At 42.5% G+C, this 19,760-nt stretch carries 24 protein-coding genes and 1 pseudogene; 11 read left to right on the forward strand and 14 right to left on the reverse strand.

What is annotated here, in order from left to right:
* Window positions 1–86 precede the first annotated feature (86 nt).
* The gene (locus J0K78_RS19060; protein WP_206948489.1) at window positions 87–761 is read left to right on the forward strand and encodes a TraR/DksA C4-type zinc finger protein; all 675 of its coding nucleotides are present in this window, start codon (window positions 87–89) and stop codon (window positions 759–761) included.
* A gap of 45 nt (window positions 762–806) precedes the next feature.
* Here the strand turns inward: J0K78_RS19060 and J0K78_RS19065 are convergent, their stop codons facing one another.
* Window positions 807–1,166, reverse strand: a complete 360-nt coding sequence (locus tag J0K78_RS19065) for a Lin0512 family protein (protein WP_206948490.1) — start codon at window positions 1,164–1,166, stop codon at window positions 807–809.
* Window positions 1,167–1,288: 122 nt separating this feature from the next.
* Window positions 1,289–1,648: a Lin0512 family protein gene (locus tag J0K78_RS19070; RefSeq protein WP_206948491.1), complete on the reverse strand. Its 360-nt coding sequence runs from the start codon at window positions 1,646–1,648 to the stop codon at window positions 1,289–1,291.
* A gap of 201 nt (window positions 1,649–1,849) precedes the next feature.
* On the opposite strand from J0K78_RS19070, the gene J0K78_RS19075 reads away from it, so the two are divergent.
* The 4 genes from J0K78_RS19075 to J0K78_RS19090 all read left to right on the forward strand — a co-directional run bounded on the left by J0K78_RS19075 (window position 1,850) and on the right by J0K78_RS19090 (window position 5,195).
* A complete protein-coding gene (locus J0K78_RS19075; RefSeq protein ID WP_206948492.1) occupies window positions 1,850–2,638 on the forward strand; it encodes an ABC transporter ATP-binding protein in 789 nt (262 codons plus the stop codon).
* Complete coding sequence (locus J0K78_RS19080; protein ID WP_160916448.1) at window positions 2,622–3,380, forward strand: ABC transporter permease; 759 nt, start codon at window positions 2,622–2,624, stop codon at window positions 3,378–3,380. The genes J0K78_RS19075 and J0K78_RS19080 overlap by 17 nt, the downstream gene beginning before the upstream one ends.
* An 18-nt stretch (window positions 3,381–3,398) precedes the next feature.
* Complete coding sequence (locus J0K78_RS19085; RefSeq protein WP_206948493.1) at window positions 3,399–4,403, forward strand: aliphatic sulfonate ABC transporter substrate-binding protein; 1,005 nt, start codon at window positions 3,399–3,401, stop codon at window positions 4,401–4,403.
* Window positions 4,404–4,523: 120 nt separating this feature from the next.
* Entirely contained in the window at window positions 4,524–5,195 is a 672-nt protein-coding gene (locus J0K78_RS19090) for an RsiV family protein (protein ID WP_206948494.1), read from the forward strand.
* 192 nt (window positions 5,196–5,387) lie between these two features.
* Here J0K78_RS19090 and J0K78_RS19095 read toward each other — a convergent pair whose 3' ends face one another.
* From J0K78_RS19095 to J0K78_RS19125, 7 genes are all read right to left on the reverse strand, one after another.
* Entirely contained in the window at window positions 5,388–5,936 is a 549-nt protein-coding gene (locus J0K78_RS19095) for a GNAT family N-acetyltransferase (RefSeq protein ID WP_160916453.1), read from the reverse strand.
* A 274-nt stretch (window positions 5,937–6,210) separates the two neighbouring features.
* Window positions 6,211–6,891 (reverse strand): class F sortase, encoded by a 681-nt coding sequence (locus J0K78_RS19100; protein WP_206948495.1) that lies wholly within the window; start codon window positions 6,889–6,891, stop codon window positions 6,211–6,213.
* On the reverse strand, window positions 6,892–7,692 hold the full coding sequence (locus J0K78_RS19105) for a DUF4397 domain-containing protein (protein ID WP_206948496.1): 801 nt from the start codon (window positions 7,690–7,692) through the stop codon (window positions 6,892–6,894).
* 217 nt (window positions 7,693–7,909) lie between these two features.
* Window positions 7,910–9,037 carry an amidohydrolase gene (locus J0K78_RS19110; RefSeq protein WP_370551187.1) on the reverse strand — a complete coding sequence of 376 codons (1,128 nt, stop codon included), beginning with the start codon at window positions 9,035–9,037 and terminating at the stop codon, window positions 7,910–7,912.
* Window positions 9,038–9,356: 319 nt separating this feature from the next.
* Window positions 9,357–10,118 (reverse strand): SDR family NAD(P)-dependent oxidoreductase, encoded by a 762-nt coding sequence (locus J0K78_RS19115; RefSeq protein ID WP_206948497.1) that lies wholly within the window; start codon window positions 10,116–10,118, stop codon window positions 9,357–9,359.
* 62 nt (window positions 10,119–10,180) lie between these two features.
* Window positions 10,181–10,345 carry a hypothetical protein gene (locus tag J0K78_RS19120; protein WP_206948498.1) on the reverse strand — a complete coding sequence of 55 codons (165 nt, stop codon included), beginning with the start codon at window positions 10,343–10,345 and terminating at the stop codon, window positions 10,181–10,183.
* 24 nt (window positions 10,346–10,369) lie between these two features.
* Window positions 10,370–11,275 carry a TIGR01777 family oxidoreductase gene (locus J0K78_RS19125; protein ID WP_206948499.1) on the reverse strand — a complete coding sequence of 302 codons (906 nt, stop codon included), beginning with the start codon at window positions 11,273–11,275 and terminating at the stop codon, window positions 10,370–10,372.
* Window positions 11,276–11,385: 110 nt separating this feature from the next.
* Between J0K78_RS19125 and recX the strand changes: the two genes are divergently transcribed.
* Window positions 11,386–12,198: a recombination regulator RecX gene (gene recX, locus J0K78_RS19130; protein WP_206948500.1), complete on the forward strand. Its 813-nt coding sequence runs from the start codon at window positions 11,386–11,388 to the stop codon at window positions 12,196–12,198.
* 20 nt (window positions 12,199–12,218) lie between these two features.
* Here the strand turns inward: recX and J0K78_RS19135 are convergent, their stop codons facing one another.
* Complete coding sequence (locus tag J0K78_RS19135) at window positions 12,219–13,037, reverse strand: HAD family hydrolase (protein WP_206948501.1); 819 nt, start codon at window positions 13,035–13,037, stop codon at window positions 12,219–12,221.
* Between the two features lie 188 nt (window positions 13,038–13,225).
* On the opposite strand from J0K78_RS19135, the pseudogene glcT reads away from it, so the two are divergent.
* From glcT to J0K78_RS19150, 3 genes and pseudogenes are all read left to right on the forward strand, one after another.
* Window positions 13,226–14,069 (forward strand): annotated as a pseudogene (gene glcT / locus J0K78_RS19140) (glucose PTS transporter transcription antiterminator GlcT).
* Between the two features lie 271 nt (window positions 14,070–14,340).
* Window positions 14,341–16,377, forward strand: coding sequence for a glucose-specific PTS transporter subunit IIBC (ptsG, locus tag J0K78_RS19145; protein ID WP_206948502.1), 2,037 nt, complete (start codon window positions 14,341–14,343; stop codon window positions 16,375–16,377).
* Window positions 16,378–16,392: 15 nt separating this feature from the next.
* On the forward strand, window positions 16,393–16,659 hold the full coding sequence (locus J0K78_RS19150; protein WP_089653809.1) for a phosphocarrier protein HPr: 267 nt from the start codon (window positions 16,393–16,395) through the stop codon (window positions 16,657–16,659).
* 182 nt (window positions 16,660–16,841) lie between these two features.
* Here the strand turns inward: J0K78_RS19150 and J0K78_RS19155 are convergent, their stop codons facing one another.
* A complete protein-coding gene (locus J0K78_RS19155) occupies window positions 16,842–17,501 on the reverse strand; it encodes an SDR family NAD(P)-dependent oxidoreductase (protein WP_206948503.1) in 660 nt (219 codons plus the stop codon).
* A gap of 91 nt (window positions 17,502–17,592) precedes the next feature.
* On the opposite strand from J0K78_RS19155, the gene J0K78_RS19160 reads away from it, so the two are divergent.
* Complete coding sequence (locus J0K78_RS19160; RefSeq protein ID WP_206948504.1) at window positions 17,593–17,931, forward strand: YfhH family protein; 339 nt, start codon at window positions 17,593–17,595, stop codon at window positions 17,929–17,931.
* Window positions 17,932–17,969: 38 nt separating this feature from the next.
* Here the strand turns inward: J0K78_RS19160 and J0K78_RS19165 are convergent, their stop codons facing one another.
* Together J0K78_RS19165 and sspK are read right to left on the reverse strand one after the other, a co-directional pair.
* The gene (locus tag J0K78_RS19165; RefSeq protein ID WP_160916474.1) at window positions 17,970–18,113 is read right to left on the reverse strand and encodes a YpzG family protein; all 144 of its coding nucleotides are present in this window, start codon (window positions 18,111–18,113) and stop codon (window positions 17,970–17,972) included.
* Entirely contained in the window at window positions 18,106–18,279 is a 174-nt protein-coding gene (gene sspK, locus J0K78_RS19170) for a small acid-soluble spore protein K (RefSeq protein ID WP_206948505.1), read from the reverse strand. The genes J0K78_RS19165 and sspK overlap by 8 nt, the downstream gene beginning before the upstream one ends.
* 109 nt (window positions 18,280–18,388) lie before the next feature.
* Here sspK and J0K78_RS19175 point away from each other — a divergent pair, with 109 nt between their 5' ends.
* On the forward strand, window positions 18,389–18,655 hold the full coding sequence (locus J0K78_RS19175; RefSeq protein WP_206948506.1) for a YfhJ family protein: 267 nt from the start codon (window positions 18,389–18,391) through the stop codon (window positions 18,653–18,655).
* Window positions 18,656–18,729: 74 nt separating this feature from the next.
* Here J0K78_RS19175 and J0K78_RS19180 read toward each other — a convergent pair whose 3' ends face one another.
* The gene (locus tag J0K78_RS19180) at window positions 18,730–19,719 is read right to left on the reverse strand and encodes a metal-dependent hydrolase (protein WP_206948507.1); all 990 of its coding nucleotides are present in this window, start codon (window positions 19,717–19,719) and stop codon (window positions 18,730–18,732) included.
* Between the last annotated feature and the right edge of the window lie 41 nt (window positions 19,720–19,760).

Here is a 19,760-nt window from a genome sequence, read left to right on the forward strand (position 1 = left end):
TTACTTTAATATGAGTGCCTTTTGCATAGCTCATTCACGCCTGAGCCACACTAAAAAGGAAATTCAATCAGGAGTGGAAAAACAATATGGATTATACTCATTATAAAAAACAACTGGAAGAGCGAAAAAGAGAGATCGAGCAGCGCTTAATGGACCATGACCATTATGGGTTGGAACGTGGCTTTGCAAGTGACATGGCATCGGGTGAATTGTCACAATATGATAACCATCCAGCCGATTCAGGAACCGAGCTATATGAAAGAGAAAAGGATATTGCCTTGCTTGGCCATTTAAAAGAAGAATTGTCTGACATTCAATATTCCCTTAAACAAATGGATAAAGGAACATATGGAATTTGTGAGGAAACGGGAGAGCAGATTCCTAAAGAACGACTGGAAGCTATCCCCACCGCTAGAACAATTGCTTCGGCGTCCTCCAACCAGGATGTTTCCATGGATCGACCAGTAGAAGAAGAGGTTCTTTCGGATTTAGAAGCTAATTATGGAAAGAATCATGATGATCCTGAATATAATGAGCAAAATGCGTATGAACAGGTCGCATCATTTAATCAAAGCAGTATGACGTATGATGGTTCATCTTTGATGGACAATGAGGATGGAGTGGGATATGTAGAGGAATTTGAACCGTTTGTTTCTACAGATATGAACGGTTATACAGGTCCTGATGGAGTTAGCTTTCAACGCAATGAACATTACGATAAATATATGGATAGTCAGGACGAAGCGGAAGACTCATACTGAAGCAAAAAAACCTGAGAGTAAATGATATACTCTCAGGTTTTTTTATTAATATCCTACTTCAATAGCTGCGTTCACGATGTACATTAGATCATTCTTATCCTCTTTATCTTCTAGTACAATTCCGCTTGTTGTCAGCATACCGCCTTCCATCACTACGATTTTCACATCACCGTAAGGTATGGCTTTTTTCACTTCTTCATGGTCCAGTTGATCGAAATCGCATGGAAGAGCGAGCTTGACGGTAATCTTCATATTATCTAAGGATTGTTCTGGTAAAACAGAGCGGATTCCTGGCATGGAATTGGTATGTATAGCATTTTTGATAGCTCTAATTGAAGCTTTTGTTACATCCTGACCATGTACATCTGTTCCCATTCCTGTTTGAATAAACATCAAATGATCCATTAATATTCCACCTTTTCTTTTTCTCCATCATATCATAATGTGAAAAAACGGCTTCTTTGATTTGCCTGACACAACCGTTTCTTCATATGAAAAGTCAGGGGTACTCCCTGACTTTTTAAACCTCAATACCCAACTTCTACAGCGGCATTGACAATATACATTTGATCGTTATGATCTCCTTCTTCGTTTAAAGTGATGCCGCTTGTCGTGCGCATCCCGCCATCCATCAATTTAATTTCAACCTGTCCATATGGAATCTTTTCTTTTATTTTCTTGTGGTTTAGTTCATCAATGTCCTTAGGCAAGGCTAGTTTAACAGTGGTTTTCATATTCTCCATAGACCCTTCAGGCAATGCTTCCTGAACCCCTGGCATAGAATTTGAGTGGATCGCATTTTCAATCGCGCGAATAGACGCCTTTGTTATATCCTGACCATGAACATCAATTCCAGTACCTGTCTGAATGAATATAATTTGATCCATTAGATAACCACCCTTCTGTAATAATTCTTGATTCCTTACTAATTGTTTAACACGTAAAAATTGAAGTGAAACATGAAGAATTCAAATGCAGCGAATAACCAGAGTTCATTGACACAATATTCTGTTTAACTGTATAATCTAATAACATAATCATAAAACATACTATTTCGATAGGAATTATAATGATAAGGGTGTGGCATATTGTTTTTAAAGATGGAGGAAGTTGGAAAGACCTTCAATGATAAAGAATCTGGTGGTTTTGAGGTCTTTTCTGAAATCGATTTGAATGTTGAAGAAAACCAATTCGTTTCACTCCTTGGGCCTTCCGGTTGTGGAAAATCAACACTTCTTTCAATGGTTGCAGGCTTGGAGGATGTAACATCAGGAACCATAAAGTTGGAGGGGGAAGAAATCAAAAAGGCGGGGCCTGACCGGGGGATGGTCTTTCAGCAACCGTCGCTTTTTCCATGGCTGAATGTAAAAGAAAATGTTCTTTTTCCTTTGAAAGGGCATGGGTCAAAAAACGAGATAGAGGAACGGGCGGATCGCTTTTTGCAGATGGTCCACCTCAGCAGGTTCAAAGAAAATTACATCCATGAACTTTCTGGAGGGATGCAGCAGCGGGTAGCGATTGCAAGAGCACTTGCCATGGATCCTAAAGTGCTACTCATGGATGAACCTTTTGGTGCCTTGGATGAACAGACGAGACACATTCTTCATGAAGAATTGATGAAGATTTGGCAGGAAACCCAAAAAACAATCCTGTTCGTGACCCACAGCATTCAGGAAGCGATTAAATTATCTGATCGAGTCGTTGTGATGGGGACGCGGCCGGGGCGGATTATCGCTGATTTTTCCATCGACCTTCCACGCCCTAGGAAACGGGATGATGAAAGAGTCATCGAGCTTGAGCGAAAGGTCATGGATCTACTGGAAGGTGAAATTAACAAAGTATTGAGGGAAGAACTTCATCATGAAGCTAGCTATTAAAAGAATTGGATTTTTAGTTGTCGTTTTAGGACTGTGGCAGTTGGTTTACTCCATAGGTGTATTTGAAGATATTGTTTTTCCATCACCAATCCAAGTAGGTGGTGCCCTCTATGAAGGATTTGCCGATGGGGACTTCATAAAGGCATTGGGTGCAAGTTTTCGTCACTTATTTATGGGTTTGTCACTTGCCATCCTGTTTGGAACGGTCATTGGCGTCCTGCTTGGGAAATCGAAGCAGGCAGATGAAACAGCAGGCATGTACCTCATTGCTTTGCAGAGTATTCCGAGCATTGTTTGGGTGCCCCTTGCCATCATGCTATTCGGGTTTTCTGAATTTGCCGTGGTATTCGTCGTGGTCCTCGGTGGTACATTCGTCATGGCACTTAACGTACGTACGGCAATTTATAGCGTCCCCCCGCAATTGGTACGTGCAGCACGAACGATGGGAACCAATGGGATTCCCTTGTTTTTCAGAGTAGAAGTTCCATCAAGTATTCCGTATTTTATGACAGGTCTCAGACTAGCCTGGGCTTTCAGTTGGAGAGCTCTGATGGCTGGAGAGTTGTTAAGCAATGGTCCTGGATTGGGTTACTCTTTACGATACGCTCAGGACTACGCGCGTATGGATCAAGTGGTTGCCATTATTATTATCATTGGGGTCATCGGTGCAGTAGTCGATCAAGTTGTCTTTTCTAAGCTGGAAAGAAATGTAAGGAAACGCTGGGGTTTATTGAAATCATAGATAGGAGATGAGGAGAAGATGAAAAAGTGGTTATCGATTGTTTTTCTTGCTGTAATGAGTTTGGTGCTCGCGGCCTGCGGTAGTGATGCGGGGGCGAATGCTGATAATGATGACAGTACAGAAGAAATTACCATTGGTTATTTCCCGAACATCAACCATGTAGCAGGTATGGTGGCGGAAACGAAGGATTTGTATTCTGAAACTTTGCCGGACGGAACAAAAGTGAAGTATCAATACTTCCCTGATGGCTCGTCGTTCATGACAGCTATAGAAACGGGGGAAATCCAGGGAGGATTAGTCGGTCCCGGACCAGCAATGAATCACTTTACAAGTGGAGCAGAAATAAACGTGGTTGCAGCAGGATCTACAGGCGGGACAGTAATTATGGCCAGAGAAGGAGCGGGTATTGAATCTCCTGAAGACTTAGCAGGTAAAACATTTGTTTCTCCAAGAGTAGGGTGTACACACGATGTACAATTTGAAACGATGATGAAAGAGGAATACGGTTTGACCTCCGACCGCATTGATGGAGAAATGAAGCACGTGACAGGGAAGCCAGCGACTTATGCAAGCTTGTTTGAAACAAAAAATGTTGATGTGGCGACTGTACCTGAACCATGGGCTTCTTCTATAGAAGAACAAGGAAGCGGTAAGGTCCTAGTTGATACACCAGAGGTTGCTTTTGGGGAAACCTTGCCAGCAGCCGTGTTCGTTACTTCTCAAGAACTGGTGGATGAGAACCCTGATATGGTGGAAAGCATTGTAGAAGCTCACAAAAAAGCAACAGACTTTATAAATGAAAATCCGGAAGAAGCAAAACAGATCGCTATTGATAAAATCAAAGACATTACGGATCAAGAACTATCCAAAGAGGTCATCGACCGCGCCTGGGAGCGTATCGACTTCACTTATGATGTGAATGAAGAACACCTCCAGGAGTTCGCTGATTCTTCCTATGACCTTGAGTTTTTAAAAGAAAAGCCGGACTTGACTGGTTTAGTGGACACAAGCTTTCTTGATTAAGGGAGGAAAGAGACGGGAATTTCACCCGTCTCTTTTTTGAGTTTAAAAAGAAGAATATTGAAAACATCCCTTTAGTTTTTGCGATTTAGGTCAAACTAAAAAGTACAGGAGGGATGCTCTTTGAAGGGCTTTTTAATCGTTTTTCTCATCATTGCAACACTTTTCATTACAGGGCAGTCGGTGACAGCTGAAAGCGAATATAAAATCGTCCATAAAGATAAAATTACGGAAGATTGGGAAGTTCATGTCGATTATCCAAGGTTTGAGCATCTAGAAAGTAAAGGTCTCCAGGATACCGTTAATTTTCAAATTGTTCAAAAACTCGAAGATACGTTAAGAGACGTAAAAAGAGGAGCGGGGGAAATGATGGGTGTCCCTTATCTTTATTATGAAGAAACAACGGTGTATAAAGAGAAGACCTTTTACTCTGTCGTGATGACCTCTCACATCTCCAGAGGGAATCGCTATAATTCCACGGTCACTTCCATCAATTTTCAAGATGATCGAGGGGGATCAATAAAAAAATTGAAAGACCTTGTCTATATCGACCGGTTAAATAAGGAAGTGAAGAAAGCGTTGGAAGCTGATCCCGATATGTACTTGCAAGAGCCATTTGCTGGAGTGAGAGATAATACGGCTTTTTATGTGAAGGATGAGCGCCTTGTGCTGGTATTTAATAAATTTGAGGTCGCTGCTGGTGTCCATGGAACTCCTGAGATTTCAGTGCCTTTAAAAGGGCTGCTTAAGGAAGAATTAGAGAAAAAAGTACCTCCTTTACCTTCCTATACATGATCCACAAATGGAATCTTGTATTAGAGCGATTTCCAGGTGAAATCCACATAATCCACAGGTGTGCAAGAGGGATTTACCCACAAGAGGTGGCTTGCTTAAATATTTTTACACCAGTGGTTTTATCTATTTACTCACACTGTGCACAACCTTGTGGATAATATTAATAACATAGAAAAGAAGCATAAGCGATGCTTATGCTTCCAACATTTCTTCTTCATTTTGTTCTCCGTAATAATGGAATAAATATTGATCTTTTGTAATGACATACAAATCATACACATCATCTGTACGGTTAATCCAAGAAAGCACTTCAGGGTAAGTTTCGTTTCCCATGGATACATAAGGAATTTTTAAAGCTGCTTTCATTGATCGGACGTTCGTACGTCTGATTTTCATAAAAATGGCTTCAATATCCAATTGGAAAAATAATTCCTCAAAAAACGCTTCTTTCGCCAGTTTATTGTATCCTTTCCCAAAAAAAGGCTGCCCGATCCAGGTAGCTAAAAAGCCTTTATTTTCCTGTATATCGAAAAGGTTGATGGTGCCAATAGGTTGCCCCCACTCATCAAGGATGGTACGTGAAACCAATTCCCCCCGATCTTCAGCTTCTATGGTTTGTTTGGTCAAAAAGTAGAACTCGTCACTGGAAGATGCTTTGTGACGGACGTATGGAAACACTTCAGGGTGGCTCATCAACTCAAATAAAACCGGGGCGTCATGTAAATCACGCTTTTTTAGCATAAAAAATCCCTCCTTGAATGAGGAGGGTGGTCCAAACGCATAGGAAATAGGCGTTCACTGGCCGGTTCGGACCACCCTCGAATTTTTATCAATTGCTCACAAAAATTCGGGGTGGGAATCGAACCCACTAGAACCAGTGCTATGACTGGTGGCGCACCATTTGCCTTCCCTACACCAAAAGCTTATAAAATATCATCTAAACTTATAATAATCCACTCGAAGAAAAAAGTGAATAAAAACTTTGTAAAATGGACGTGGATTTTTTTACAAATTCTTATAGTTTTTGTTGATCTGTCAAAACGGAAAATACAGCTAGTCGCTCTGAATAAGTGGAGGCTTCTTTGTCATACGGTCCTGTACAAGTGATGAGATTCAAACCGTGCGAATTTGCGGGGCCGAAGATTTCCCTGATCGGCGCATCTTGGTAAGGATAAGATTCAATTCTGCTTACTTCAAACGTAAGTTTTATGTTTTCATCATAAACATGAATTTCATCTCCCGGTTTCAAATCTTTAAGGTCATAAAAAACTGCTGGCCCGCTATTGCCATCTACATGGCCTGCAATGACTGCATTTCCTTGGTTTCCAGGCATTGTCCCTGGTTCAAACCATCCGACATCAGTTAAGCTTTTCGGTACCGCCATTCCTCCATCTGGTGTATACCCGAGAGCCTTAACGGAGGCGTCCACATCTATTGACGGAATTTCAATTCGGTCAGGCGTGATGCCGTATTGTTCAGATGAAGCCTGTACAGCAGGCGTGTAATTTTTTTTGATTGGTGCCTTCTCTAATTGATCACTGACTGGAGACTCCTTTTTAATTTCTACACCTTGGGTGCGTGTGGTTTCGGATGTAGAAAGAACCCTGGGTTCCTCTGCAGGTTCTTCATTCAGCCATTGAAAACTGATGAGAAATACGAGGAGACCCAGGGCTAAAGGGAAAAGTTTTCTTACCATTTATGCTTCTGAGCGCTTACGTGTCAGCATAAAGCCAGCACCCATGGCTAGTACACCTAGAAGAGCAGCATACATCCAAGCGTGTGATGTGGAATCAGCGGCTCCGCCAAAACCAGTGGCAGGCATCATAGTTGGCATAGCAGCAGAGTCTTGGAGAAGCAAAACTTCTGGATTATCTGCTGTTCCAACAGCAAATGCACTGTAAACTTTTCCTGCTTCAAGGTTTGTACCTGAAAGGTCAATCAACTGCGTTCCATCTGTTGTGCGTACTTCAAGGTCGTAGGAACCTGGATCAACTTCCATATAATCAGTGACCATTGGGAATTCAGCACCTGAGAATAAAGCATCCCCACCAATTGGACCTACATCAACAGCAGGGGCACCAGGAATGAAGTGGCCGACACGAACTTTGGCTTTACCTTCGGTTGCTTCCGTAGAATCTTGGATGGCCTTCAATTGGATGTTTTCTAAGTTATCAATCGCTGCAGCTGTATAAGCCATACCTGCTTCTACGTTTACTGTAGTTGAAATGACAGGTTCTTGTTCACCTTTTGTTCCAGCTGCATAAATCTCTACTGTATGTTCACCGGCTGGCACTTCCAAGTAATCGGTAGCTGCTTTAAATTCAGCACCTTCAACAACAGCTTCATCATTCAAATACACGTCAACGGCAGGGGCGTCAGGTGATGCGTGTAGAACGCGGACCATGGCGTTCTGATCGTGGCTGTCAGCCAATACAGAAGGTGCGAAGATTCCCAAAATCAAAACAACAGCAGCTAATGAAGAAAATAATTTTTTCATGTTCCCACTCCTTAATTTTTTTATATCCATTGCCGGTCACTGAAACGGCAATTTCTAAAAATGGGGTTTTTACAACGCGTTGTAAAACTCTTGTACAAGTTTTGTATATTAAGCATATACACCCTTTGTACAACTTTCAAACCTTTTGCTATGCTCAATATGTTTTTTGAGAACATAGAAAAACACCGGAAAATCCTTCCGGTGTTAGAGTGCTTCACTATTCTTGGAAATATACCATTTTTCCGTCAATCATCGTCCAAATAGGTTTGGAGAGATACTCAAATGGATGGCCGCTCCATAAAACCAGGTCAGCATCTTTCCCTTTCTCAATTGAACCGACCCTGTCATCAACCCCAAGGTTTTTAGCAGGGGTAATCGTGATTCCCCTGAGAGCGTCCTCGATCTCAAGCCCTTCTCTTGCTGCGAGTGCTCCACATATGTTCAAGTATTGTATCGGAGTATAAGGGTGGTCCGTCGTAATGGAAACGCGGATTCCGTGATCATGAAGGATTTTGTATGTCTGCCACGTTTTATTTCTGAGTTCAATTTTGGATGCTCTTGTGAAGGTTGGTCCGACAGACACTTGTAATTCTCTCCCTGCAAGATGATCCGCAATTAAATGTCCTTCTGTGCAGTGCTCAATTCTTAAATCAAGATCGAACTCATCGGCCAGGCGTAAGGCAGTTATGATGTCGTCCGCTCTATGAGCGTGTATTCTTACTGGGATCTCTTTGTTCAATGCTTGAAGAATCGGTTTTACACGAAGGCCGGGTTCTAGGTCTTTCATAGCTGCATAGAAGGTCTCCCTTAGTGTCCCCATGATGCCAAGTCTGGTTATGGAAGCATTTTTAGACTGGGAGTGGATCCTTTTAGGGTTTTCCCCTAAAGCGAGTTTAAGGCCCGCCGTCTCTCTTAGAATCATATCATTGATCGTATGGCCCACGGTCTTAATCACAGAGGTTGTACCACCGATCATATTTGCACTGCCAGGCATGATATGTGCCGTGGTAACTCCGGCTTTCCTGGCGTTAAAAAACGCTGGATCAAGAGGGTGAGCTCCGTCAATGGCTCTGAGGTGTGGGGTTACCGCCTCAATCGTTTCGTTTGCATCACTGCCAGCCCACCCTGTCCCCTCATCATAAAGACCGAGGTGAGTGTGGACATCAACGAAACCTGGGTATAAATCAAGACCTTTACCATCAATAAATTCTGCTTGTTCTGGTATTTCGATGTTTTCGCCGTAATCGTGTATTTTTCCGTCGACCACATGCACACATCCATTTTTTATAGAAGGAGATGTGATGGGGTGGATGTTCACATTTTTTATAACAGTGTTCATAGACATACAGCCTTTCCCTTCAATATACCATTATTATACTTTAAAAAAGCCTTTTGGATAACAAAAAGTGAGCAAAGCCAGGCTTTGCTCACTTTTTTATTTATTGGCTCGGTTAAATTTTGTTACTGACATCTCATTCCACAGATTTTACTATCCAGCAGGTTGAGAGGAGGGTGATTTTCGAAATGCTGGGTTACACGGGAGTAGGCGGGGAATGCCGATCCCACGCACAATACAGCTTCTGGAAGTTTAAGCATCAAGTTTTCACAGCGCGACACCTGATTCAACTGGCCTTTTTCATCCGTGTTTTCAATTAGAATCTTTCTTAATTTCTGCTTCTATTCACGTAAGGATAAAGTGGGTCTCTTAAATGAAATTCATAGGTTTCTCCATCAACAATTCCTAACACCTTGTCACTTTCATAAAGATCAAGCATGAACTGAGCCATTTCCTGGGCGGTGTGGAATTGTGGAACGTTATCTTCATAACTGAATTGTTCTGTATCCATAGACCTTTCCGCAAACTCCGTTTCTGTAGCCGCTGGTGCCAGGACTTTCGCCTGCATAGGGCTTCCTTTAGCCTGGAGCTCCTGAGCAAGTCCTTCGGTGAAAGCACTGACAAAGAATTTCGTAGCGCAATAGGTCACGGCGCCACCGACAATCGTGTATCCTCCGCCTGAAGAAACATTAATCAATTGTGTTCCTTCCTGTTCAGCGTAATCTCTGACATACAAGGAGGATAGGATCGTTAAGGCTTCATTATTCAAACGAAGCATTTTTTCAATTTTAGGGAGTTCTTGATCTGATATGGAGTCGAAGTTTCCGAAACCGGCATTGTTGATCCAAGTTTCCACTTCATATTCCTTTGTTCGCTCATAAAAATCATACACTTGATCGTTTTCAGCTAAGTCTGCCGTCATGATGATCACGTCGATTTCTGCATTCAACTCATTGACTTTCGATTTTAACTCTTCAAGATTGTTCTCTCGTCTGGCTGTAAGAATAAGATTTTTACCTCGTTTAGCAAACGCCAATGCGGTCTCATAACCGATTCCAGAACTCGCACCCGTTATCACAGTATATGTCATTAAAGTTCCTCCTTAGATTTAGTTCCCTTGGTCAGAGGGGCTTTTTGCGCCCTCACGCGTGTTTACATCCGCTGTAAAATGTTCACCCGTAACCATTCAGCAGACAGCTGATCTCGCTTTCTAATAAAGGGGATATTTCCCGCCCGGTGGATACGGGCATCAGTAAAATATTTCCCACTTTTCTCATCACTAACACCGGGAAATCCACCTACCAACATGCCTTTCAAAGATCAACCCCCAGATAACATATCCTATTTATTTAAAATGGACGACAGGGCAGGTTGTAACTCTGGATGATGGAATGTGTACCCAGAAGCCATCGTTTTCTTAGGAATCACACATTGCCCATCTAAAAGAAGGGTACTCATATCTCCTAGTGCCACTTTCAAAGCAAAGGCAGGAGCTGGAATCCAATGGGGGCGGTTCAATACTTCTCCAAGTGTCTGTCCAAAATCTTTGTTTCTTTTCGGATTGGGGGCAGTTCCGTTTAAGGGGCCATGAATGTTTTTATTTTCTATTGCGAAATGAACAAGGCCGACAACATCATCGATATGGATCCAGGACATCCATTGTTCCCCTGAACCTAAATTTCCTCCGATCATCATTTTATAGGGGAGGATCATTTTCGGGAGTGCGCCTTCTTCTCCTAAAATAATGCCAAAGCGGACGTAGACCGTGCGAACTCCTTTCTCGACTGCCTGTGAAGCGCGTGCCTCCCATTCTTCCACAACATTGGCTAGAAAATCATTTCCGGGAACAGTGGTTTCCTCTGTGAATGTCTTGGTTTTTGATTGACCGTAATATCCAACAGCGGACGCGTTTACGAGCACCTCCGGCTTTTCTGGAAGGGCATCGATCAGATCCAATACGCCTTCGGTCGCTTTGATCCGACTTTCCAATATGGATTGTTTCCTTTCCTCTGTCCAGCGGCCACTGTTCAATGATTCTCCGGCCAAGTTCACAATGGCATCAAGAATAGGAAGTTCGTTTTCTGGATGGAACTCCTCTTTCAACCACCCTACATAAATCACATGATCTGTGTTCTGGTACTTTTCCGGACTCCGTGTCAATATGTACACGTCATGCCCTTCCTGTACGAGCTTTTCTTTTAACTGGGTACCGACAAAACCAGTACCTCCTGTAATGGCGATTTTCATGTTTATTCCTCCTGTCAGTGTGAGGTTGTCAATAGTTTGCTCCATTTGTTTCGGTTTGACGATACGCAAACCGCATTCCATGATAAAATATGGTCAAAGAGGTGAAGCGGATGGCTAAACTTACTAAAATTACGACGCAGAAAAAACATAAGAGTCGATACAATATCTTTCTTGATAAAGGAAATGGAGAAGAGTACGGATTCAGTGTGGATGAAGACGTTCTTGTGAAATATCGCCTCCAGAAAAACATGGAACTTGATGATGCCTTGATTAACGCACTGATTCAAACCGATACGCTTCATAAATCTTATACCCTTGCGATTAATTATTTAAGCTATCGCATGCGCTCGGAAAAAGAGATTCGTGACTATTTGAAAGACAAAGAGACGGAGCCGGAACATATTGAAGAAATCATTTCGCGGTTGAACAAAGAACGATTATTGGATGATCAGGAGTTCGCAAATTCCCTTGTGAGAACAAGGATCATGACTTCCAGCAAAGGGCCGCTCCTTTTGAAAAAAGAATTGTTGGATAAAGGGGTTTCTGCAGGGAGAGCGGAGGAAGCCATCACATTTTATTCTTTTGATAAGCAATACGAAAAAGCAATGAAATTCGCTGAAAAAAAATTGAAGAACGATGGAAGGAAATCTTACCGTCAGCAAATTCAAAATGTACAACAGACACTAATGCAAAAAGGATTTCAGGGAGACGTCGTACAAGAAGTGGTTGCGAACTTGCCGGAAGATGAGGATGAAGATACGGAGTGGGAAGCTGTCGTTTATCAGGGGGAAAAGCTGCTTCGTAAATTTCAATCCAAGGTGGAAGGGTATGAGTTGAAGCAGAAAGTAAAATCAGGACTATACAGGAAAGGTTTTACATTTGATCTTATTGATCGTTTTATCGAAGAGTATGTGAAGGAATAAAAAAGAACAAGCCGTCTGACTTAAATGTCAGCCGCTTGTTCTTTTTTGCTCAAAAGTCCTTTTTTATCCAAGTCTTCGATCGCCTCATGCACATGATCGACAACCGTACTTGCTTTTTCCTTCACCTGGTCGTGAGCCGTTGACATGGCATAGCTGTAAGGAGTCATTTCAAACATGCTCAAGTCATTGAAGGAATCTCCGACACATGCGATTTCATCAGGTTGAATGCCAAGGCCTTCAATTAACTGCCTAAGACCGGTTTGTTTATTGATTGATTTAGGCATCATATCGACACATGTTTCATGCGATACGAAACTGTCAATTTCCTTCCCGAACAACTCTTCAATTCTTTCGGCAGCTTTCATTACATCAGCTTCTTTCCCGTGCAATGCAATTTTTGAAGGGGTGATTGTTTGGCCGACCTTTTCGTTCAAATCCGGTTGAATGATGATATCATGAAACATTTGTTCAGAAATCATATCAACGAATCTGTTTGACTCCTTCGTGAATGTTTCATCAGCTGTAGAAACTGTTTTAATCATCGGTTCTTTTTCGACGGCCTGAACGATTCGTTGAGCCAGTTCCGAATCAAACGTTTTGGCATGGATCTGAGTACCTTCATTGTCAAATACAAAGGCTCCATTTTGACTGACGCGATGCCCATCCACACCTACGCGTTTTAGAACCTCAATAATCTCATGGTCCATACGGCCGGAGGCGACAGCAAGTGGATGGCCATCTTCAATCATGCGGTTTAGTGCATCAATGTCTTCATTTTTAATATAATGATCGGCACCAAGAAGTGTACCGTCAAGGTCTGTGACAAATAGTTTAATCATTGTTTCATCTCCTCTCCGTGCGGGGCGTTTCCCTGCACCTAAATGATTGTACACGACGTAATCGCTTTCACACAAAGAGGAAAGCTTATTCCTTAGCCTTCCACTTGTAAAAAAAACAAATCAAATATAGGATAGAAGTTATGAGATGATTGAAAACGCTTTTAGTGTTATTTAAGTGGGGGACCATTATGGAAAAGCAGATAAAGATAAAAAAAGTGCTCAATAATAATGTAGTCATTGCTTCCCACCCAACTTATGAAGAAGTGGTATTAATTGGGAAAGGAATCGGTTTTAACCGGAAAAAAAGGAGACGAAATTTCTTCCGAAAAAGCCGACAAGACATTTTTGCTGAGTAATGAACAGGAAAAAGAACAATATGTGAGTTTATTGCCGTATATCGACGAGAACTTGATTGACTTCATGAGTGATATCCTCCATCACGTCGAGTCGCGCATGGGGCAGGAGCTTAACCAGCATATTCACGTCGCTCTGACAGATCACCTGGCATTCGCCATCAACCGGGCAAAAAAGAACCTGCAGTTCTCCAATCCATTCTTACTTGAAATTGAATCCCTTTATCCGAAGGAATATCAGATTGCGATGGAAGTCGTGACGATGATTTACGATAAAATGGGTATTCAATTTCCAGAAGGGGAGGTAGGGTTCATCGCTCTCCATATTCATAGTGCGGTAACAGACAAGACATTAAGGGAACTAAACCGTCATAACCAGCTCATCACACATCTTGTTAAGCTTGTTGAGGATACGATGGACGTTCAAATTGATAAAAAGAGCGTGGACTACCATAGGCTCGTTCAGCATTTACACAGGGCCATCGACCGTGTTTACCAGGATGAAAACGTAGGGGATGAAATTCGTTTAGCTAACATGTTGAAAGAAGAGTATCCTGTGTGCTATAATTTAGCATGGAAACTGATAAAAGTGATGCAGAAGCAACTGAATAAACCTGTAGATGAGTCAGAAGCCATTTATTTGACGATCCATTTACAGCGTTTAACCCATAAAACCTAAAACGTACGTGTTACTGACACGATCAGGCATGAGTACATGAAGGTGAAGTGGTTATCATAGGGATAGGACTATCCTTATGGAACCCATTCACCTCTTGTGCTCATGCTTTTTTATTGTCCTGCTGTGATTAGCGGGACGAGCTATTATCCATAATCGGCGTCCATGAATGGACGCTTATCGTTCCTGTTTTGTTGAAAACGTTTTATTTTTCTGACAAATGGATTTTATGGGGCCAGAGGCTTGCGTCACAAAATAAAAAGGAGGAAATAGAATGTTCAAGAATGCTTTCGGCACACTGCAAAAAGTCGGTAAAGCCCTGATGACTCCTGTCGCACTCTTGCCTGCGGCTGGTATTCTTCTAGCTTTTGGTACAAGCTTTGCTCAAGACAACTTTGTTGATAAAGTGCCATTCTTCGGAACACCTTGGGTTCAAACATTGCTACAAGTAATGGCTGAAGCTGGGGGAATTGTCTTTGCGAATTTACCGTTGCTCTTCGCTGTCGGTGTTGCCATCGGTCTAGCAAAAGGAGACGGGGTAGCAGGTCTTGCTGCCATTATTGGTTATTTGATCATGAATGTGGTTATGGGGGTACTTGGAAATGTCGACGCCGATATGACCTCGGATCCTGCCTATGCCGAAGTCCTTGGTATACCTACGCTTCAAACAGGAGTGTTTGGTGGTATTATAGTCGGTATTTTGGCTGCTTCACTCTATAATCGGTTCTTCAATATCGAATTGCCGCAATTTCTCGGTTTCTTTGCCGGGAAGCGTTTCGTGCCAATCATCACTGCTTTTACATCCCTTTTCTTAGGGATCATCATGCTGTGGGTATGGCCATTTGCACAATCAGGATTAAATGCTCTTTCTCATTTGATGTTGGAAGGTAATCAAACCATTTCCGCTTTCTTCTTCGGATTGATTGAGCGTTCCCTAATTCCATTCGGTTTGCACCACATTTTCTATTCACCATTCTGGTTTGAATTTGGTTCTTACACCAATGCTGCTGGTGAAGTAATCCGTGGTGACCAGACGATCTTCTTCGAACAATTGAGAGACGGTGTGGAATTCACTGCCGGAACATTCATGGTTGGTAAATTCCCATTCATGATGTTCGGTCTTCCAGCTGCTGCCCTTGCGATTTATCACACAGCTAAACCTGAACGTAAAAAAGTGGTCGGAGGAATCATGGCATCTGCAGCCTTGACTTCTTTCCTGACAGGTATCACAGAACCAATCGAGTTCTCTTTCCTATTCGTTGCGCCACTATTGTTCGCGATTCATGCTGTATTTGCTGGTTTCTCCTTTATGATTATGGAGATCCTTGGAGTTAAAATTGGACAGACATTCTCTGGTGGTCTGATTGACTTTATTCTGTTCGGTGTTCTTCCAAACCGTACCGACTGGTGGTGGGTCATCATCGTTGGTCTTGTGTTCTCTGTGGTTTACTACTTTGGATTCCGCTGGGCGATCCTCAAGTTCAACTTGGCGACACCTGGACGTGAAGACGAAGCAGAAGATGAAGAAGAGGATGGAGAAGTCGGCGACCTGCCGTTCGAAATTCTTGAAGCGATGGGTGGACAAAAGAATATCGACCACCTGGATGCATGTATCACGCGACTACGTGTTTCTGTAAATGATAAAAATGATGTGAACAAAAATCGATTGAAAAAACTTGGGGCTTCCGGTGTCATGGAAGTCGGGAACAATATCCAGGCCATTTTCGGGCCTGTATCTGATACCTTGCGTGGCCAAATGCAAGACATCATGGATGGTAAGACACCAAGATCAAGAGAAGATGCTTCTGAAATGAAGAACGCAGAAAAAGCAGCAGAAGCTCCGGTCACTGAAGGTGAATTGGAATTTGTAAGTCCTATCAAAGGAAAGATCATGCCGATCACTGAAGTTCCGGATCAAGTATTCTCTGGTAAAATGATGGGCGATGGCTTTGCAATTGAGCCGGAAGATGGTAATATTGTTTCACCGATTAATGGTAAAGTCCTTAACGTATTCCCTACAAAGCATGCCATCGGCCTTGAAGCTGAGAATGGCATGGAAATCCTGATTCATATCGGAATCGATACGGTCGGATTGAAAGGGGAAGGATTTACAGCTAAGATCTCTGAAGGAGACGAAGTGAAGCAGGGTCAGGCATTGATGGAAGTGGACCTGGATTACGTGAAAGAAAACGCTCCATCCGTCGTAACGCCGATTGTCTTTACAAACCTTCAAGAAGGACAGTCTGTAAACATCAAGGCATCAGGTCAAGTCAATCACAATGATCCAGATATCATTGAAATCAGTAAATAAAGAGGAGAGTTTATCATGGCAGAACAAACAATGAAAATTACAGCAGCTGACGGCGTACACGCACGTCCAGCAACAGCACTTGTACAAGTCGCAGGAAAGTACCAATCCGACGTAAACATCGAGTATAAAGGGAAATCCGTAAACATGAAGTCCATCATGGGCGTAATGTCCCTTGGAATTCCGAACGGTGCAGAAGTGACGTTCAAAGCGGAAGGTTCTGACGAAGCGGAAGCTGTAGAAGCTGTAGTAGCAAAAGCAAAAGAAGAGGGTCTTGGAGAGTAAGTTCTTCAAGCCGAAAAAAGGGCTTGCCGTTATGGCAAGCCTTTTTTTATTACGATAATATAGAGGGTATGTGATTCGCGCCAAAGGAGCTGCGAGCCACCACAAAGGAGATGCGAATATGCACGAAAAAGAGTACCGTGCGAAAAAGCCGGCACGGTACTCTTTTTATTTGTGTTTAAAAGTTAACGATCAATGAAAATTTCGTTTCGCCCATCATCTTCTGCGAAAATTTGTTCAGCGACAAGTTCCGGACCTTTTAACTGATCTGGATTGGACACATGATCCGTCTCGTTCCAAAAGGGGGTATTCATTCCGCCCATATACACGGCAGTTGCTGTTAGGGATGCATCTTCCCATTCTTTGTGCAGGCTTTCGGTAAAGCCCCGTACAGCAAATTTACTAGCACAGTATATGCTTTCATTCTTCTTCCCGCGTAAACCGGCGGTGGAAATAATGTTTAACACACGACCTTCCGTGGATTCTAACAATGGAATCGCAAGCTGGGTAGTCAAGATGGTACCTTTAACGTTCGTGTTGAGCAGTTGATCGATCTTTTCTTCAGTATAAGATGAAAGCTCACCGAAATGACCGAGACCAGCGTTGTTGATCAGCACGTGTAAGGAATCGATCTGTTTAATAGCTTCTTTGATCGATGATTGCTCGGTCACATCACAAATGAGAACCTCTGCTTTTCCGCCTTCTTTTATAATTTCATTTTGAGTGATTTGTAAATGCTCAGCTGTTCTTCCTGAGAGATATACCTTATAGTTGTTCTTAGCGTAAGTTAGGGCTAAAGCACGCCCTAAACCTGTTCCAGCTCCTGTAATCCAAACATTCTTCATCCTTAATCTCTCCTTATCTGTACTGCCTTATATTCATTGTGGACAAACCCTGCTAAAATGTAAAGAGAGCTTGTATAGAGGAGGTTTCTATATGGAAAAAAGATATAGTGAATATACACAAGAAGAGCTGCGTTCTGAAATTGCAGAGCTGACCGAAAAGGCTCAAAAAGCGGAACAATTAGGGATGGTAAACGAATTTGCTGTTCATGAACGCAAAATCATTATGGCTAGGTCCTATATGTTAAATCCAAGTGAGTTTAAGTCAGGCGAGACATACGAGGTTGATGGTGACCCGGGTCACACGTTTTATATTGAATATATGAATGGTGTATTTGCTTGGGGTTACAGACAAGATAAACAAGGTGAAAAGGTAAGCAGTGAAGAAGAAGCTTTGCCGATTTCCATGTTAGGAAACAAAGTGGATGCATAATAAAGAGGCCGGGCACGTGTTAAACGTGCCCGGTATTTTTAGTTGCGTTTACGTGCTTGGATTTCAGTGATTTGGTCTGCTTGCGTCTGTTCTGTTTCTCCATTCACACGGCTGCTCAAATGTTTGATACTGCGGTGGGAATAGATGCCAGAGGCTTTTGATTTGAAATTACGTTTACCCATGGTAATTCCTCCCTATATCATTGACGTCACGGTGTCTCGATCTAGCTGCTCTCTCTTGAGGTTTGCTGTTGATGGTACCGTCTGGACGCTTCGCGAGATATTCGCTTTGGTCATCAGGTGCGTGCGTCATTTTAACATTAGGGAAATTCTTTGCCTTATTACGCATCAGTCATCCTCCTCATGTCTCTATCTAGAGACAATATTAGTATGTACCTACATTGAGCCTGTATGTGTTACAATGACAGTGTAAACATTGCCAAATATGGAGTGGTCATATGAATGAAATATACCAGCGTTTAGCTGAAAAATTATATCAGCAGAATCCAGAACTAACTATAGACGAAGCAAGGACGTGGGTGGAACTTCTATGGGAGGATTTTGAATCGACACGAGCCAAAGCTGGTCATGATTACCAGGGGAAGCAGGTCACTGAACAGATTGTTTTGCAATGGATTCATCATTACGGTCCTAAGCTTCATGAGTTCGTCGCTACAAATCCAAAATACAAGAACATGCTTGAGAAAAAAAGGTATCTTCAGTAAAAACACAGGAAAAAAAAGGAGCCTCTCCTCTTGAGAGACTCCTTCTTTTATGCTTTCCTCAAGCTTCCGATTAATTACATCGGGCTTACTTTATTCTGCAATTTTTCTTCTGTAAACACCCACCCTGTATACGAATTGAGAATTTTTAAATCATCTCCATGCTCATCATCAATTTGAGCAAGCGCAACAAACGGGTAGCGTCCTCGTGAGCGATATCGAAGATCAATGAACCTTACTTCTGTATATTCATCATAGTAGCTCATCTCGTACCTATATACAGGTGAAAATGATAAAAAGGCTTTGATGTTATGATCAGTCAGGGCTTTCTGAATGACCGGATCATCATGATCGATCGGTTTATTGGTGAATGTATCAAGGATGGTTAAATGACCGTTTTCCGCCCTGCCAACGTAATAATGAGTGGGCGTAGTGATAGCTATCCTCCAAACATTCTGCTTCATTGTAGGGGAGGTCGCAATTTGTTTGACATCCTTGATGTTTTCATGAATCAGACGAACAAGTTCCCTTTTGTCAAAATACCTTTTCAGGTAATAGAGTGCAATGACGAAATATATAATCAGCCATAAAGTGCCGGGGTTCGCACCTAAATTCCATGCGACAATGCCAGCAATATGCAAAATGAAAATATATGGGTCAAATGTATTGATGAACCCATAAGCGACCCATCTGTTTGTAATAGGGCGATACGCTTGGGTACCATAAGCATTAAATACATCCACGAACACATGCAGGATGACAGCAAGAAAAGTCCAGAGCCACAGGTGAAGAAAGTTCACCTCAGGAGTGAACAGATAAATGATGCTGGGAATGGTGATCCCCCAAAGCATCACAGCAGGAATGGAATGTGTGATGCCGCGGTGGTGCCGAATGTAAACTGCATTATTCCTTAATTTTAGTACCGTGTCTGAATCGGGCGCCTGTGAGCCGATCATTGTTCCGATAAGAACGGCATTGAAAAGATTGGGGTCTGCATTGACGACAGGATCAAGTGTAGCCAGTCCTCCTAATGCTACGCCCATGACGACATGTGTGCCTGTATCCAAATTCCATACCTCCTTTGGCAGGTCGGACGTTCCAACAGTAG

Origin of the sequence: Halobacillus sp. GSS1 (genome assembly GCF_017307035.1) — a bacterium.
Classification (GTDB): domain Bacteria; phylum Bacillota; class Bacilli; order Bacillales; family Halobacillaceae; genus Halobacillus; species Halobacillus litoralis.